The organism is Mesorhizobium sp. WSM4823 (assembly GCF_055811195.1).
Genome location: NZ_JBVVQL010000001.1, coordinates 1 through 14,488, shown reverse-complemented (window position 1 = coordinate 14,488; position 14,488 = coordinate 1). Strand labels below are relative to the sequence as shown.

The 14,488-nt window shown below is 61.8% G+C and carries 14 protein-coding genes and 1 tRNA gene; 4 read left to right on the top strand and 11 right to left on the bottom strand.

Going from position 1 to position 14,488, the window contains the following annotated elements:
• Window positions 1–87: 87 nt before the first annotated feature.
• Entirely contained in the window at window positions 88–1,029 is a 942-nt protein-coding gene (locus AC0L26_RS00075) for an N-formylglutamate amidohydrolase (protein ID WP_473630702.1), read from the bottom strand.
• 162 nt (window positions 1,030–1,191) lie between these two features.
• On the opposite strand from AC0L26_RS00075, the gene cpdR reads away from it, so the two are divergent.
• Together cpdR and AC0L26_RS00065 are read left to right on the top strand one after the other, a co-directional pair.
• Window positions 1,192–1,554 (top strand): cell cycle two-component system response regulator CpdR, encoded by a 363-nt coding sequence (gene cpdR / locus AC0L26_RS00070; RefSeq protein WP_006199474.1) that lies wholly within the window; start codon window positions 1,192–1,194, stop codon window positions 1,552–1,554.
• A gap of 116 nt (window positions 1,555–1,670) precedes the next feature.
• Window positions 1,671–1,745 (top strand) — tRNA-Val (locus tag AC0L26_RS00065).
• 231 nt (window positions 1,746–1,976) lie between these two features.
• On the opposite strand, the gene fcl is transcribed toward AC0L26_RS00065, so the two are convergent.
• A complete protein-coding gene (fcl, locus tag AC0L26_RS00060) occupies window positions 1,977–2,939 on the bottom strand; it encodes a GDP-L-fucose synthase (protein WP_473630701.1) in 963 nt (320 codons plus the stop codon).
• A gap of 197 nt (window positions 2,940–3,136) precedes the next feature.
• Between fcl and AC0L26_RS00055 the strand changes: the two genes are divergently transcribed.
• On the top strand, window positions 3,137–3,268 hold the full coding sequence (locus tag AC0L26_RS00055) for a hypothetical protein (protein WP_473630700.1): 132 nt from the start codon (window positions 3,137–3,139) through the stop codon (window positions 3,266–3,268).
• A gap of 1 nt (window position 3,269) precedes the next feature.
• Here AC0L26_RS00055 and AC0L26_RS00050 read toward each other — a convergent pair whose 3' ends face one another.
• The 9 genes from AC0L26_RS00050 to AC0L26_RS00010 form a co-directional block, all read right to left on the bottom strand.
• Window positions 3,270–4,115 (bottom strand): EamA family transporter, encoded by an 846-nt coding sequence (locus tag AC0L26_RS00050; RefSeq protein WP_473630699.1) that lies wholly within the window; start codon window positions 4,113–4,115, stop codon window positions 3,270–3,272.
• Between the two features lie 7 nt (window positions 4,116–4,122).
• Window positions 4,123–5,037 carry an endonuclease/exonuclease/phosphatase family protein gene (locus tag AC0L26_RS00045; RefSeq protein WP_473630698.1) on the bottom strand — a complete coding sequence of 305 codons (915 nt, stop codon included), beginning with the start codon at window positions 5,035–5,037 and terminating at the stop codon, window positions 4,123–4,125.
• A gap of 253 nt (window positions 5,038–5,290) precedes the next feature.
• Complete coding sequence (locus tag AC0L26_RS00040) at window positions 5,291–6,280, bottom strand: SIS domain-containing protein (protein WP_473630697.1); 990 nt, start codon at window positions 6,278–6,280, stop codon at window positions 5,291–5,293.
• 42 nt (window positions 6,281–6,322) lie between these two features.
• On the bottom strand, window positions 6,323–7,231 hold the full coding sequence (locus AC0L26_RS00035) for an N-acetylglucosamine kinase (RefSeq protein WP_473630696.1): 909 nt from the start codon (window positions 7,229–7,231) through the stop codon (window positions 6,323–6,325).
• An 87-nt stretch (window positions 7,232–7,318) separates the two neighbouring features.
• The gene (locus tag AC0L26_RS00030; RefSeq protein ID WP_473630695.1) at window positions 7,319–8,410 is read right to left on the bottom strand and encodes an ABC transporter ATP-binding protein; all 1,092 of its coding nucleotides are present in this window, start codon (window positions 8,408–8,410) and stop codon (window positions 7,319–7,321) included.
• Between the two features lie 50 nt (window positions 8,411–8,460).
• Entirely contained in the window at window positions 8,461–9,339 is an 879-nt protein-coding gene (locus tag AC0L26_RS00025; RefSeq protein ID WP_473630694.1) for a carbohydrate ABC transporter permease, read from the bottom strand.
• Window positions 9,336–10,223 carry a carbohydrate ABC transporter permease gene (locus AC0L26_RS00020; protein ID WP_352933072.1) on the bottom strand — a complete coding sequence of 296 codons (888 nt, stop codon included), beginning with the start codon at window positions 10,221–10,223 and terminating at the stop codon, window positions 9,336–9,338. The genes AC0L26_RS00025 and AC0L26_RS00020 overlap by 4 nt, the downstream gene beginning before the upstream one ends.
• A 65-nt stretch (window positions 10,224–10,288) precedes the next feature.
• Window positions 10,289–11,563 carry an extracellular solute-binding protein gene (locus AC0L26_RS00015; RefSeq protein WP_473630693.1) on the bottom strand — a complete coding sequence of 425 codons (1,275 nt, stop codon included), beginning with the start codon at window positions 11,561–11,563 and terminating at the stop codon, window positions 10,289–10,291.
• Between the two features lie 180 nt (window positions 11,564–11,743).
• Window positions 11,744–12,907, bottom strand: coding sequence for an ROK family protein (locus AC0L26_RS00010; protein WP_473630692.1), 1,164 nt, complete (start codon window positions 12,905–12,907; stop codon window positions 11,744–11,746).
• Between the two features lie 153 nt (window positions 12,908–13,060).
• On the opposite strand from AC0L26_RS00010, the gene AC0L26_RS00005 reads away from it, so the two are divergent.
• Window positions 13,061–14,209, top strand: a complete 1,149-nt coding sequence (locus AC0L26_RS00005; RefSeq protein ID WP_473630691.1) for a DSD1 family PLP-dependent enzyme — start codon at window positions 13,061–13,063, stop codon at window positions 14,207–14,209.
• The last annotated feature ends 279 nt before the right edge of the window (window positions 14,210–14,488 follow it).

The window sequence follows — 14,488 nt, the reverse complement described above, 5'->3', positions numbered from 1 at the left end:
CTTCGACCGTGTCGTGCAAACGATGCGGTCTTTTTTTAGCGCGGCATCCGGTGGATCGCGCGTCCTTCGATCGATTTCCGATTGGCATCATTCGGCGGCAAGCGGTAGATCGATAAAATCGTGATCGGGCATTGCCATCAGGTCCGCCGAGAACTGTGCCAGATCGTCGGCGAGCGCATCGAAGCCGGCGGATTTCTGGAACGTCCGCTCGTTCATGTAGAGCCCGCGATTGACCTCGATCTGCAATGCGTGGAGATGGCGCACCGGGCGGCCATAGTGCTCGGTGATGAAGCCTCCGGCATAAGGTTTGTTATGGGCCACGGTATAGCCCATGCCGATCAGCAGGCCGATCGCCGTCTCGGTCAACGCTGCCGAGGCGGACATGCCGAAACGGTCGCCGACGATAAAATCCGGCCTGAGACCGCTGTCGCCGACCCTGATGCTCGCCGGCATCGAGTGGCAATCGATCAGCACGGCAAAGCCGAACCGCGCATGGGTCGTAGTCAAAAGCCGTTTCAGCGTCTCATGATAAGGTTTGTAGACAGCTTCGATGCGCCCCACGGCTTCCGCCAGCGGCAAGCGGCCGGCATAGATGTCGAGCCCCTCTCCCACCAGCTTGGGCACGGTGCCAAGCCCGCCGGCCACGCGCGCCGAGCGGATGTTGCAGAAGGATGGCACGGGCTCGGCGAACATGCGCGGATCGAGTTCCCAGGGCTCCCGATTGACGTCCAGATAGGCGCGCGGAAAGTTTGCCGCCAGCATCGGCGCGCCGAGCGCGACGGCGCCACCGAACAATTCGTCGACATAGCAATCCTCGGACCGGCGGATGGCATTTCTGTCCAGCCTTGCCATGGCCAGAAACCGGTCCGGATAGTGACGGCCGCTATGCGGCGAGTTGAAGAGGAAGGGGACGCGCTGTTCGGCGCCCGACCGGATTTCGAAGGCTGGAACGACCGAAAAATCTTCGGCTGCCGTTTTCAATTTGAACGAACCCAAAAAAACCAATGCATCATGATTGGAAAGTGCCACCTCGCCGGCCCCATGTCCAGCATTTCGGCGTCCGGACCGCTTTGTTGAATGCGGATCTGGCCTTTCATCGTTCACTTGATGTTTACCGTCACCTCCTCATATACAGGATGGTTAACGAGCTGCCCCACGGCAGTTTCGAACGGGTGATTCGGACGGGACAAGATGGCACGCATTCTACTGGCGGAAGACGACGACGACATGCGCCGGTTTCTCGTCAAGGCGCTGGAGCGTGCCGGCTACCAGGTCAGCGATTTCGACAATGGCGCCAGCGCCTATGAGCGGCTGCGCGAGGAGCCTTTCTCGCTGTTGCTGACCGATATCGTCATGCCGGAGATGGATGGCATAGAACTCGCCCGCCGCGCCACCGAGATCGATCCCGACCTTAAGGTCATGTTCATCACCGGCTTCGCCGCCGTTGCGCTCAATCCGGATTCCAAGGCGCCGAAAGACGCCAAGGTGCTGTCGAAGCCGTTCCATTTGCGCGACCTCGTCAACGAGGTCGAAAAGATGCTGCAGGCAGCCTGAGCCGATTTTTGGCGGGGCTTCGGCGCGTCTTCAAAGGCGCGGTAAGGTAAGCCCTTCTTTCCCTTTTCCTGCTATTGACGCGCCGGAGCAAAAATGGTGTATGCGCGGCTTCGGATGGGCGTGTAGCTCAGCGGGAGAGCACTGCATTGACATTGCAGGGGTCACAGGTTCAATCCCTGTCACGCCCACCATCCGGACAATCCGCCGCCTCCAGAATTTCATCCGCATCGGCTCGGCTTCGGTTTATCGAACCCGGCCGGTCCTATCGTCGCTTCTCGGTCCGGATTAGTTCACAAGAAAAATTGAATGATGCGGGGAACCTCGGTGAGGCTCGTCGCTTTCATGCGCCGGATGAGCCTCGCTAGGTGCTTCAGGGCCGCCCATGGCCGCGATCTCCGGTGGCAATCGGCGTCGATTGAGGGTCAGGCGGCGCCGAGGCGGAGATCGCCCTTCTCAATATGCTGGAGAAACCACGCATAGGTCTGTTCCAGACCGCTCTGAAGCGAGTAACGCGGGCGCCAGCCCGTGGCAAACAGGCGCGATACGTCCATCAGCTTGCGCGGCGTGCCGTCCGGCTTGGTCGAGTCGAATGTGAGCACGGCATCGGCCCCGACGACGGAGAGCATGGTGCGGGCAAGCTCGGCAATGGTGATGTCTTCGCCCGAGCCGACATTGACATGGCTGTCGCCGGCATAGTTTTTCAGTAGCCAGACCAGAGCGTCGGCGGCGTCGTCGACATGCAGGAATTCGCGCATCGGCGTGCCCGATCCCCAGACCTCCAGGGTTCTGTCGCCGGCGCGCTTGGCCTTGTGCGCCTTGCGCATGAGGGCCGGCACGACATGGCTGGTGGAGAGGTCGAAATTGTCACCGGGACCATAGAGGTTGGTCGGCATCGCCGAGATATACTCGACACCATATTGGCGCCGATACGCCTGGCACAGTTTCAGTCCAGCGATCTTGGCGATCGCATACCATTCGTTGGTGGGTTCGAGCGGACCGGTGAGCAAAGCGTCCTCGGAGATCGGCTGAGCCGCAAACTTCGGGTAGATGCAGGAAGAACCGAGAAACAGCAATTTCTGCACCTCGTTGCGAAAGGCGCTCTCGATGACATTGGTCTGCATGATGAGATTGTCCTGCAGAAAATCGACCGGCAACCTGTTGTTTGCCAGGATGCCGCCGACCTTGGCCGCCGCCATCACCACCGCGTCCGGCCTGTGGACCGCCATCCAGCGCCGCACGCCGGCCTGATCCATGAGATCGAGTTCATCGCGAGATGGGGTCAGGACCTCGCAGTCCTCGTCCGCCAGCCTGCGCAACATGGCCGAGCCGACCATGCCGCGATGCCCGGCTATAAAAACGCGCTTGCCCTGAAGGTCGAAATTCATTGGCGTATCCCTATGCAGCACGGCCGCTATGGCCATGTGGCGTCGGCGCGCCGGATGGACCTGCGTCGGACGCATACCGCATACAGATTTGCCCGGACAAAGCAAATCGGAGATTTGACGAACTCTTCTTGTGGTATGGCGGTCGGACACCCGCTACCCGCATAGGCGCACCCGTCGACTATCGAAGAATGGTCCTGGTGGCCGTTCAGCACGCCAGTGCGCATGCCTATCTGGTGCATGCGGCTCATCAGCGGTCCGGCGCCCGTCCGGTCGCGGTGCTTGAAAGCACGGACGGGCTGTTGGTGATCGACCTCGATATGGGCGCTTAGCCTATCCAAGTCTCAGCGCGACAACGCCGGCAACGATGCTGAGCACGGCGGCGCCCCGCCAGCCCGTCATCTTCTCGCCGAGCGCGAACACCGAGATCATCATGGCGAACAGGATCGAGGTTTCGCGCAACGCCGCGACCGAGGCGATCGGCGCCTTGGTCATCGCCCACATGACGATCCAGTAGGCGGCGCCGCTGAGCACACCGGTGTAGACGCCCGCCTTCCAGTCGCGCGCCAGCACCGGCAGCGCCTTTGGTCCGCGAAAGATCAGGCACAGCACCAGCGCCCACAGCGCATCGCAGACGAACAACCATGCGGCATAGCTCGAAGCCGTCGCGGCCAACCGCGCGCCGCTGCCATCGGACAGCGTGTAGCTGGCGATGAAGATCGAGGTGCCCAGCGCAAAGCCGACCGCGCGCAGGTTCAATCTCTCTAGATGCGCGCCGCCGCGAAACGACAGCACCAGCGTGCCCGCCGACAAAAGAAGGATCCCGACAATAGCGAGCGGCGCCGGAACTTCGGAGACGACCACCATGCCGCCAAGAGCTGCCAGCAACGGCGCAGTGCCGCGCGCCAGCGGGTAGGTCTGGGCGAAATCTCCGGCCTTGTAGGCGCCGATCAAAAACGTCCTGTAACCCATGTGGAAGATCACCGAGGCGATGATGTAGGGCCACACTTCCGCTTTCGGCACCTCGACGAAAGGTAGAGCCAGAAGCGCCACGGCGCCCATGCCGAGCGTCATCAGCGTGATCGACAGGAAGCGGTCGAGATGGACCTTGACCAGCGCGTTCCAGATCGCATGCATGGCGGCGGCGGCAAGCACCGCGAAGAAGACGAACAAGGTCATCGGTGGCTCATGCGCCTCCGGTCTCGATCGCAAATGGCGTTTCCAGGTTGATGTCGACCCGCAGCGGAAAATGATCCGAGGCGATTTCGCTGATATCGGCACTGACCGAGCGTACCCGTCCCGCCAACATGCCGCCGATGAAGCAATGGTCTAACCGGCGCTTTGCCAGCCTGCCGTCGATGGTCTTCACATGGGTGTGGAAATCTGGCGTCGGTTCGCAGGCGACGGCGGCGGCATCGACGAAACCGTCGAGATAGGCAGCGCCGCGATGATAGGGCGTGTTGCCGACGATGCGACGGTACTCGGCGCTGCCCGGCTCCATGTTGAAATCGCCCATCCAGATCGCCGCCAGCGGGTTCTCCGGCGCCGGCTCGCCATTGCTCCAGTTGCGCGACGGTTCATCGTCGGCGCCGCTCCAAGGGCCGCCCTCGGACGGGGCCCGGCGATGCTCGGCGAGCAGGTAATCGATCTGCTCCAGCCGCTCCTCGGCCGCGATATGCGCGAGATGCAGCGACAGCACCCGCACCGGACCGGCAGGGGTGCGGATCATGCATTCGAGCGCCGCATTGCGGGTGTTGAGCGGACGCATCGTGCGGCGCAGCGGCAGCGTATGCAGGCGCGACCAGACGATCGGCAGCTTGGACAGCACCATAGTGCCGAATTGCCGCCGCCGGTTGACGATGTGGCCGTCACGCCGCTCGCTCGCGTCCATGTCGAAAGCCGGTCCATAGACCCAATGGTATTCGGACAGCAGCCGCGAAAGGACTTCAGGTTGGTCGTCTTCGCTGCTGCGCTGCCAGTGCCGTTCCACTTCCTGCAAGGCGATAATGTCGGCGCCATCAACGACCTTGGCACAACGCGCGAGATCGTAGCGGCCGTCGCCGCCGAAGCCGTACTGGATGTTGTAGCTGACCAGCTTCATTGCTTATCCGGCTTAATTTCCTGAAGTCAGTAGCCGTTGGGCCGATCGGCTGCAATGTGCAGCCGGATGGAGAGAGCTTGGGCCAGAAAAATCTTGCTCCTGCTCGGGAGCAGGATCAGGCAAATCCTAGAGCGTTGAAGCTTTCTCTGCTCGCCGAAAAACGACACCCGCGGCGGCCCTCGACCGGGTCGAGGCGTTCAGGACAGGGATCCCGTTGGAGGCCGGCACTCCTGCCGGCCAGATTGATAGTGACTCAGAGGATCTTGGTGTCGGTCTGCCGGTAGCGGAATTTTGTGTCGGTGAGGCCCGCCGCATCCGAGAGCTCTGCTGCAAGCAACTGCGCCGCCACAATGTCGAGGATTCCGCGAGCGATCCGGTTTTCTTCGGCCGGCACGCGCAGCACTGTCAGCCTGCCCTTGTCGTCGACGTCGCCGTTCGCAGTGATCAGCACGACCGGGCAGCCGAGTTCATCGAGCTGTTCGGCAAGGCGCACCTCGCGGCCGTCGCCAAAGACAAGGACGCCCGTGGTGGCGTCCATCGATTCCATCGGGCCATGCAGATAGTGACGCGTATCGGTGGCGCCAGCCGGAATGCGCGAGGCTTCACGGATCAGCAGAGAGGCGCCGTCGGCAGTACCGAGCGACGAGACGGCGCCGACACAGTCGATGGCACGGCGGGCGGCGAACAATTCGGCGATGTGCTTCATCTTGGTCGCGGCGCGGCCAAGCAGATCGGCTACTTTGCCTGGCAGCGCGTCCCAGTCAGTTGCAGTCGCGCCGCAAAGGCTTTCGCTGAGTAGCCCGGCAGCAACAAGCGACCCGGTATAGCCGGTACTGGACGGCGTCGCATCGTTGCCATTGTCGAGCCTGATATGGCGGCCTGCGGCCAGCGCCAGCGGGCTTGTCTCGTCCTTTGTGATGGCCAGCGCCGGCACGCCAGCTTGCGCCTTCAGCGCATCGACGGTCTCCACGCTGCGGCCGCGATGCGACATCGCGATGATGGCATCGGCGACTTCAGTGCCGTCGATCATGTCAACGGCACGCATGGCGACCGCGCGACGGCCGCGCCTTGCCAATTCGCCCGCCACGACCACGGATGCGGCGTAGCTCGCGCCGATGCCGGTCACCGCAATAAGGCCGGAGCTGAACGAAGACAGATCGACGCTTTGCAATCCCTGACGAGCCGACTTGATGCAGGCGGCGATGGATTCCGGCTGGCGTGCGACTTCGGACCGATAGCTCATTATGGTGCCTTCCTTACTTTTTGCGTGTGGCTTGTCGTCAAACTATTGCGGGGCCGCGAGCCATTCCTCGGCCATCGCCTTCGCCATGCGGCAGGCGCCTTCGACCGGCGGCCCATAAAATATGCTGGCAGCCAGAGTTCCCTCCGACTGCGTCTCGATCTCGGCCAGGAAAGCCGCGGCAAGCGACTGCTGCGAGACAATCACGCCGCCCCCGGCCACCACAATGTCGGCCGCCGCGCCATTGTGCTTCAGGCGCATCGCCAGTTCAGCGAGGTGACGGGCGCCGTCGCGGATCACCTTGCCTGCCAGTTCGGAGCCTTGCTCGTGCGCCGCAAAGACGAGCGGCGCGTGCAATCCGAGGGCCGCTGCCCCGCCCTGACGCGCGACGGCACTGCCAATGCGGGCGGCGCTCCTGATCTCGAAGGCTTCGAAGAAGAGACGCACCAGTGGTTCGTCAAATGAACCGCCGCGATCGAGATGCAGGCTGATCGAGCGGCCCGCCTCGCGCACCAGCCCCGCAGCGCTGCCTTCGTCGCCGATGACCCAGCCCCAGCCGCCGGCAACCATCATACCGAGCGAAGCATCACGGCAGACCGCGATCGAACCGGTTCCGGCGACCAGCCCGATCTGCCGCTCATAACCGAGTGCCGCGGGCAGCAGCTCGGCGTCGTTGACGACCTTGACGCAACAGGTCGCACGACGTGCGAGGGCTGTCTCGAAGGCTTCGCATTCCGAGGCATCGTCGCAGCCATGCGCACCAACGGCGAGCGCCACCACTTGTCCGCCATCGACCAGCTGCCTGACGTTTTCGAGCAGTGCCGCGGCGTCCCTGTCCCAGTCACGCACCCGCCAATCGGCTGTCGGCATGACAAGGTCGCGAGCCATACCGGCAGAATCGCAGGCGCGCAGATGCGTCTTGGTGCCGCCAATATCGATCCCAACTGTGATCAACGGATCCCTCCAGGCAATAGCCGCACGCGAACTGCTCGGCATGCTACAGTTTCCCCATAGCGGGGCGCGCATTGTGAGGCAGATCGGTCAAGCGCTTCTGATCCGCTCGCCGTTCGTGCCGAACAGCAGCACGCCGGCCGGGTCGAGCTTCACGAAGCACTCCGGACTGCCCTTGTGGCGAGCCTTGCTGCTGCGCACGACAAGCCGCTCGCCAGTGGGCAGGTCGGTGTGAATGAAGGTGACGTCGCCGAGTTCTTCGACGAATGCGACCCTGGCAGCCAGGATGTCAGTCGCTCTGGCGTCTTGCGCGATGTCTATGTGTTCGGTGCGAACGCCGATCTCGACTTCTCGAACGCCGGCGTCGAAATTGCGAAACGGCAACTCCAGCTTCGAACGGCCGCCGAGGTCCGACAGGACGATGGCGTCCGCTCGTACCGCTTCCACCTTGGCCTTGATGAAGTTCATCTTCGGCGAGCCGATAAACCCGGCCACGAACTTGTTATCCGGATCATCGTAAAGACCAAGCGGCGTGCCATGTTGCTGGATGATGCCGCCGTTCATCACCACCATTTTGTCGGCAAGCGTCATTGCCTCGACCTGGTCGTGAGTGACGTAGATCATCGTCGTGCCGAGCTTGGCATGCAGCTGGATCAATTCCGCGCGCATCTGGACGCGTAACTCGGTGTCGAGGTTCGACAACGGCTCGTCAAACAGGAACACTTTCGGTTCGCGCACGATGGCGCGGCCGATCGCCACCCGCTGTTTCTGACCGCCGGACAATTCGCCAGGCCGGCGCTCGAGCAGCTTTTCCAGCCGCAGGATGCCGGCGGCGCGGCCGACCTTCTCCTTGATCACGGCTTTCGGCTCGCGCGCCATGGTCAGGCTGAAGGCCATGTTCTGGAATGCCGTCATATGCGGATAGAGCGCGTAGGACTGGAACACCATGGCAACGCCGCGCTTGGCCGGATCGACGCGATTGACCATTTTGCCATCGAGCCTGATCTCGCCGACGGGGGCTTCCTCGAGGCCGGAAATCATCCGCAGCAAGGTCGACTTGCCGCAGCCGGACGGGCCAACGAAGACCACGAACTCGCCGGACGCGATCGATAGGTTGATGTCGCGCAGCACTTCCACGGCGCCGTAGGATTTCGAGACGTTGATGATTTGGAGATCAGCCATGCCAATGCCTTTGTTGATGTTTCGACCAGAGCCTCGCGGGACGGAGCCGCTCAGCCCTTGGAGCCGGACATCGCGATTCCTTCGACGATCTTGCGTTGGAAGAGCAGGAAGAAAATGAGCGGCGGGAGTGCCGCAAGCAGGTTCGCTGCCATGACGATGTCGACGGTCACGTGTGAGAATGGCGCGTTGAACAGGCCGACAACCTGCCCGACCGTGTACATTTGCGGACTGGGCGCCACGATGAGCGGCCAGATGAAGTTACCCCAGGTCTGCATGAAGGTGAGAATGGCGAGCGTCACCAGCGCATTCCTCGACATCGGCAAGGCGATGTGACGATAGATCTGAAAGTGGCTGGCGCCATCGAGCCGGGCCGCTTCGATCATTTCGCGCGGGATTGTCCGCATGAACTGGATCAGCATGAACAGGCCGAATGCGGAGGCGAGCCCCGGAACCACCAGCCCCTGCATGGTGTTCAGCCAGCCTAAGTTCGCCGTCAGGAGATAGGTCGGGATGAGCGTGACCGCCGTCGGCACCATCAGCGAAAGCATGACGATCGCAAACATCGGCCGCTTGCCGGGGAACTCGAACAACGCGAACTCAAACGCTGCCATCGAGCCAAACAGGAGCACGCCGGCGATCGTCAAAAGGCTGTAGGTGATCGAAATGTAATAAGCATGCAGATAGCCGGTTTCGCTGAGGATGGTGTTGATCTTGGCAATGCCGGCGCTAAGTGACGTCGGCAGCAGGCGCGGATTGATCGACACCGGAACGCCTGGCTCGGCGAACACCACATTGATCATCCAGACGATCGGGAAGACGGCGACGATCGCAACGCAGATGGCGACGGTCCACTTCAGGACCGTCCAGATCGACAGGTCCAGCGCATAGTTTGGCGCGGCGGTTCGGATGAGCCCGACGTCGGTCGTCATGGCTGGTGGCCTTTCTTGCGCAGCGCGAACATCACCGCCGTCACGCTGACAATGACGGTGGTCAGGATGAAACCGTAGGCCGCCGCCTGGCCGAACTTCAGTTCGCCGAAGCCGCGGCCCATCATGTCCATGACCGGAAACAGCAGCGCATTCTGGCGTCCGCCATATTGGGAGAAGGACGACCCGGTCAGCAGCCACGGTGTGTCGAAGACCTGAAGAGCGGAGATCACGCCATAGGTCGTGACGAAGAACAGCACCGGGTAGAGCATCGGGATGGTGATGTAAAAAATCTCCTGCAGCTTGCTTGCGCCGTCGAGGCGGGCCGCCTCGTAATAGTGCCTGGGGATGTTCTTCATCCCCGCCAAGATGATGACCATGTTGAAGCCGGCCGACACCCAGACATCGACCGCGATAAGCGAATAGAGCATCGTCGAGGTGTCGTTGAGGAATTGCACCGAGGGCAGGCCGAACAGGCCGCGGATGGTGTTCAGGAGGCCGATATTAGGCGTGTAGATCCAGCGCCAGATTGTCGCCGCCAGGAACATCGGCAGGACCACCGGCATGAAGAAGATGCTGCGGAAGAAGTTCTGCCAAAAGCCCTTGAAGCTGTCGACCAGCAGCGCGAGGCAGAAGGCGACGGCGATGCCGACCGGTACGGTGATGGCGATGTAGGACCCAAGATTCCACATCGCCTTGGAGAAGTCGCGCGAATGAATGATGCGCTGGTAGTTGGCCAGGCCGACGAAGCGGGACGTTGTCGTCGCGTTCCAGTCGTAGAAGGAATAAACGAAGCCGCTGACGATCGGGTAGAGGAAGAACACCGCAAAGAGGGCCAGGAACGGAAACACCATCAGAAGGTGGGGGATATGTTTCTTGTCGAGCATGGTTATCCTCGATGCGGTCTCCGGCCAGGTGGGAGGTCCTGGCCGGAAAATCGGGAGGCTGAGCGTCAGCCGCCGGCCAGGCACTCGTTGAGCTCTTCGACAAGCTCCTTGGCGCCGTCCTGCGGAGTGACCCCGCCGTCGGCGACCGTCTGGGCATTATCGGTCAGGATGGAGCGGTAGCAGTTTGGATAGGCGCCCTTGAAATAGGGCGGCATGCCGTCGATCGCGTTTGCCGCCGCCTTGTTGGTGATGGCGATCAGCGGATCGCTGGCGACCGAAGGATCGGCCATTGCCGCTGCGCTCGCATTATATCGCGACAAGAGTTTCGCCCAGCGCAGCATCTGCTCCTTGGCGGTGACGTAGGCGGCAAATTCGAATGCGACCTGTGCATTCTTGTTTGGCGCAACGCCGATGAACTCATAGCCCTTGATGCCGCCATAGTCGCCTTCGGTCTTGCCGGGCACCAGCACGTAGTCATATTTCAAGCCGGAGGCCTTGGCCGCTTCCGCATAGGTCGGGTTGACCCACGGGCCGACCAGATGGAAGGCGAGCTGGTTCGAGATGAACAGATCCTTGGTCGCCTGGTCGTTGCGGCTGGTGCCGCTGGTGTATGGCTGCATGTCGACGAACATCTGCAATGTTTCCGCGTATTTCGCTTCATTGACCTTGGTCTTCTTGGTCTCGAAATCCGCACCCCACTCGTCAGGTGTCGCAACGCCCGAATAGGTGTCGACGATCGACTGCCAGGCCTGGGTCTGGTCCGGCACGGCGTATTTACCGGAGGCCTTGACCTTCTCCATCTGCGACAGCCAGTCCGCCCAGTCCTTGATCGGCGCCGCTGTGTCGACCCCGGCATCCTTCAGGACGGTTAGGTTGCGGAACATGAACGAGCCATAGCCGGTATAGGGCAGGCAATACATCGTTTCGGGCTTGGGCGAACACATGGCGACAAGGGCTGGATCGAACGAGTCGCGATACTCCTTGGGCATTGCCATGAACTCGGCATAGATGTTCTTGAGCGCGCCGGCCTCGACCAGTGTGGCGCCGACATTGACGCCGTTCATGAACACATCGGGAAGGTTCCCGGACGCAGCACCCGTAACCTGGCCGGTCGTCAGATCGTCGTCGCCCTTACCGGAAATGTTGATGGTGACGTTCGGGTGGGTCTTGCGGAATTCCTCGATGAAGGTCTGCTGAAGCTTGAGCGCCTCACCCTGGGCGAAATCCGAATAGACCCAGTATTCCAGGGTGACGGGCTCCTGAGCGCGAGCGCCGCTGATCGTTGCGGCCGTGGCAAGCGCGACAGCGCAGGCTGCATGCATGTAACGTGTCGAAATCATTCAGACCTCCATTGTGGTTTACGGGTTCCCGATCGAGACATGGCCTGGATCGACCCAAGGCGTTTCTGCTTCTTATTATGTTACGCACCTTAACAAACAAATTCAGACCCGCAAGTGGGAGCGAACAAAATTGTTGTCAGAGCGACTGGAGGATAGTGGTAGGGATCGAGTGGCGACGGATCACTTGCCGACAAGCAACTCGCACGCATGGTCCGCGGCGATCTTCTCGATGCCGAGCACGGTTGCGTCGGCGCCGAGGCTGCTGGCATGGATTTCCGTCGGATAGCTCAACCTGTCGACGGTCTCGCGCACATAGGGCAGCATGATCGCGTTGTCGCCGATGCCGCCGCCGAGCACGAGAATGCCGGGGTCGACGACGCCGACGCAGGCCGAGACGATGGCGCCGATATCCTCGGCGTGGCGCTTCACCTGGGCAAGGGCGGCGGCATGCCCCTCGCCGGCCAGCGCAAAAAGCGCCGCCGTGTCGGCTGGTGCCGCCCCGGCATCTTGCGGCCAGGCTGCGCGGGCTCGCTGCATCAGCGCCTCGGCCCCGACATAGTCTTCCAGTCCGGCATTTTGCGGCCGCAGGCCAGGTCCCCACGGGAACGGCAGATGACCGATTTCGCCGGCGGCGCCGCTGCGGCCGCGGATCAGGCGGCCGCCAAGCACCAAGCCCATACCGATCTTCAGGCCGATCTGGATGTAGGCAAAATCATTCAGGCCTTGCGCGACGCCGTGGCTCTGCTCAGCCAGTGCCGCGCAGTTGACATTGTTCTCGAGCAACAGCGGAACGCCGTCGGGCGGCGTAAAATGCGAGAACAGGTTCTCCTGGCCGGTCGCTGCCCGGGCCGCATTGTCGGCAACGACGCGGGAAGGCAGTGCGATGCCGAGAGCGCGCAACTTCCCCCAACCCGGCTCCGTCAGCGCCAACGTCGCCTCAACTTCTTCGGCAACTGCATGGCTGATCTCGGCGCCGAGATGACGCTGGTTGGACGACAGCCGGTAGACACGATGATGGAGAAGCCGCCTGTCGAGCGTGGTGACGCGCGTGCGTACATGGGTCGAGCCGGCGTCGATGGCGATCACATGGCCGGCACCGGCGCCTAACCGGTACATCGCTGCCTTGCGGCCAAGCGGACCCTGCACCTCGCCGATCTTCTCGACATAGCCGGCCGCGAAGAGCTCGGCCATCGAGGAAGACAATGTCGGCCGCGACAAACCAAGCGTCGAACCGAGTTGAGGTCGCGTCGCCGGGCCTGACTGGAAAAGCGTGCGGAACACGGAACGCGCACTGGACGTGAAGGCAGCCCGAATGTCAGCCTCGCTCAACTGTTTTTGCTTCACACGGTCTTCCTAAAGTTAAGTGACTTGACAAAATCTATAGATGAGGCAATCCAGAACATCAAATCGTTTGCCTTCGCGCAGACTGCCTGAAACCTGGCCAACTGAAAATCCTTGGGTAACCGGCAACGCAAACCAACGGTGGAAAGAACCTGCATGACCGGCAGTCGCAACGATCTGGAAATTGGCTATGACGTGCCCGCGGCGATAGGCGACGCGCTCGAGAATGTTCAGACGCCGGCGCTGGTCATCGACCTCGACGCCTTCGAGCGTAATGTCGAGCGCATGCGGTGCCATGTCGAAAGCATGAATGTTCGGCTGCGCGCCCACGCCAAGACCCACAAATCCGCCGACATCGCTCTCTTCCAGATCGCCAAGGGCGGCGCCTGTGGCGTCTGCTGCCAGAAAGTGTCGGAAGCTGAGGCACTGGTGCGCGAAGGCGTCGTGGACATCCTCGTCTCCAATCAGGTCACCGGCCCGCTCAAGATCGAGCGGCTGGCGCTACTTGCCGGCAGGGCGCGCATTATTGTCTGCGTCGATGACGCCGCCAATGTCGCCGCACTGTCGAAGGCGGCACAGAGCGCAGGCTCAACAATCGAAGTCCTTGTAGAGATCGATTGCGGCGCCCGCCGCTGCGGCGTCCAACCGGGCGCGCCGGCGGCCGACCTTGCGCGATCCATCGCCGCTTCGCCCAATCTCGTGTTTTCCGGTCTGCAAGCCTACCACGGCAGTGCACAGCACATCGTCGATCCGGCCGAACGCCGGGCGGCGATCGCCGCTGCAATTGAAATGACGCGCGACACGGTGCGCTTGCTGGCGGAGTTGGGTCTCGAATGCACGATCGTCGGCGGAGCTGGCACCGGCAGCTTCGACATGGAAGGCGGCTCCGGCGTCTACAACGAATTGCAGTGCGGTTCCTACATCTTCATGGATGCCGATTATGGCCGGATCCGGGGCGATGACGGCGGCGTGGTCGGTGGCTTCGAACACGCACTCTTCGTGCTGAGTTCAGTCATGAGCAAGACGGCGCCGACACGTGCGGTGTGCGACGCCGGCCTCAAGGCATTGGCCGTCGACAGCGGTCTTCCACTGATCTTCGACCGGCCCGGCATTACCTACGTCGCCGCCAATGACGAGCATGGCAAGATCGATGATCCGTGCAACCTGCTCGCCATCAACGACCGGCTGCTCCTGGTGCCCGGGCACTGCGACCCGACCTGCAATTTGTATGACTGGTTTGTCGGCGTTCGAGACGGCAAGGTCGAGGCATTGTGGCCGGTAACGGCACGCGGAAAGCTCTATTGATGTCCATTGCCGACATTATGGGCTTCGGTCGCGCTGCGGCCACTTGGCATCGTACAAATGCGGCTAAAATCCCGCTCTAGAGCAATTCCAGGAAAGTGCGTAGCGGTTTTCCCGGGAAAAGCGCGTAGCGCTTTCCCTGGGGAATTGCGTAAAAACAAATACTTAGAGCGGGTCAGCGAATTCTATCAAAAGCTGAACCGCTCTAGAGCGGTTCACGGCCTAACTGAATCGGAATGGATTCCCGTTTGGTCGGATTTGTGATTCAAGATGCTGGCTGGA

Coding starts and splice junctions, on each gene's coding strand:
- cpdR (WP_006199474.1), top strand. CDS start 1,192: ATGGCACGCATTCTACTGGCGGAAGACGACGACGACATGCGCCGGTTT.
- fcl (WP_473630701.1), bottom strand. CDS start 2,939: ATGAATTTCGACCTTCAGGGCAAGCGCGTTTTTATAGCCGGGCATCGC.
- AC0L26_RS00050 (WP_473630699.1), bottom strand. CDS start 4,115: ATGACCTTGTTCGTCTTCTTCGCGGTGCTTGCCGCCGCCGCCATGCAT.
- AC0L26_RS00045 (WP_473630698.1), bottom strand. CDS start 5,037: ATGAAGCTGGTCAGCTACAACATCCAGTACGGCTTCGGCGGCGACGGC.
- AC0L26_RS00040 (WP_473630697.1), bottom strand. CDS start 6,280: ATGAGCTATCGGTCCGAAGTCGCACGCCAGCCGGAATCCATCGCCGCC.
- AC0L26_RS00030 (WP_473630695.1), bottom strand. CDS start 8,410: ATGGCTGATCTCCAAATCATCAACGTCTCGAAATCCTACGGCGCCGTG.
- AC0L26_RS00025 (WP_473630694.1), bottom strand. CDS start 9,339: ATGACGACCGACGTCGGGCTCATCCGAACCGCCGCGCCAAACTATGCG.
- AC0L26_RS00020 (WP_352933072.1), bottom strand. CDS start 10,223: ATGCTCGACAAGAAACATATCCCCCACCTTCTGATGGTGTTTCCGTTC.
- AC0L26_RS00015 (WP_473630693.1), bottom strand. CDS start 11,563: ATGATTTCGACACGTTACATGCATGCAGCCTGCGCTGTCGCGCTTGCC.
- AC0L26_RS00005 (WP_473630691.1), top strand. CDS start 13,061: ATGACCGGCAGTCGCAACGATCTGGAAATTGGCTATGACGTGCCCGCG.